We start from the raw sequence: 1,415 nt of genomic DNA on the forward strand, positions 1-1,415 counted from the left end.
ACTGTTATTGTTTTACTAGCTGTGATTTGACGATTACAATCATCAGTATATGTCCAAGTTGCTATTAACTCTCCACCACATTCTGTGTAGCTTCCACTTAATGATCCTTTTACTTTTCCTGAAATATAGCAAGCGTCTGTTTCTGCTCCATTGTTATATGTTAAGAATCCAGCTGAATAAGTTGCTGCTTCATCACAAGTGATTTCTTCGTCCTCTACTGGTGCAAATTCTGCAACTGGTGCTGGAGAAATAGTAACTATTTTTGTAGCTGTAATTTCTCTTTGACAATCGTCCATAAACGTCCAAGTTACCACAAACTCTCCACCACATTCTGTATAGCTTCCTGTAATTTCTCCTTCTACTTCACCTGCTATTAAACAAGCGTCAGTCTCAGCATTATTTGTGTACTCTAAGTTAGCCGATTGATAAACAGCAGCCTGATCACAAGTAATAGTAATGTTTTGAGGAACATTTACAAATTCAGCTTTAGGTGCAGGTAATACAGTTACTATTTTTGTAGCCGTAATTTCTCTTTGACAATCATCCATAAATGTCCAAGTTACTTGCAACTCTCCACCACATTCAGTATAGTTTCCACTTAATTCTCCTTCAACCTCTCCTGCTATTAAACAAGACTCAGTCTCAGCATTATTACTATATGATAAGTAGCCTGCAACATAAGATGCAGCTTCATCACATGTAATCTCTTCATTTTCTACTGGAGCAAACTCTGCTGCTGGTGCTGGATTTACTTTAATTTGTTGAGTTTGAGTTATAGTTCTCTCACACTCATCAGTAAAAGTCCAATTAGCAAATAAAAGTCCTCCACATTCAGTGTAACTTCCAGTAATTTCTCCTTCAACTTCACCTGCTATTAAACAAGCATCAGTTCCAGCTCCATTACTATATGCTAAGTAACCTGCCTCATAAGATGCAGCTTCATCACAATCAATTACAATAACCTCAACTGAATCAAATTCTGCAACAGGAGCTGGTAATACAGTTACTGTTTTACTAGCTGTAATTTCACGCTCACAGTTATCTTTGTAGAACCAAGTTACTGTTAATGTTCCTCCACACTCATTGTATTCACCAGAGATTTCTCCTTCAACTTCTCCTTCTATTAAACAAGCATCAGTCTCAGCATTATTACTATATGATAAGTAGCCCGCAACATAAGATGCTGCTTCATCACATGTAATCTCTTCATCTTCTACTGGTGCAAATTCTGCTGCTGGTGCTGGTAATACAGTTACTGTTTTTGTAGCTGTAATTTCTCTTTGACAATCGTCAACATATGTCCAAGTTACTTCTAACTCTCCACCACATTCTGTATAGCTTCCACTTAACTCACCTTCTACTTCTCCTGAAATAGAACAAGCTTTAGTTTCTGCATTGTTGTTGTATGATAAATA

General features: G+C 37.0%; 1 protein-coding gene. It reads right to left on the reverse strand.

The genetic code is table 11. The features are described from left to right. A partial coding sequence (locus A8975_RS14595; protein WP_166667478.1) for a hypothetical protein occupies positions 1-1,415 on the reverse strand: 1,415 nt, incomplete at both ends.

It is taken from the genome of Meridianimaribacter flavus, from assembly GCF_004366715.1.
In the GTDB taxonomy this organism is placed as follows: Bacteria; Bacteroidota; Bacteroidia; order Flavobacteriales; family Flavobacteriaceae; genus Gaetbulibacter_B; species Gaetbulibacter_B jejuensis.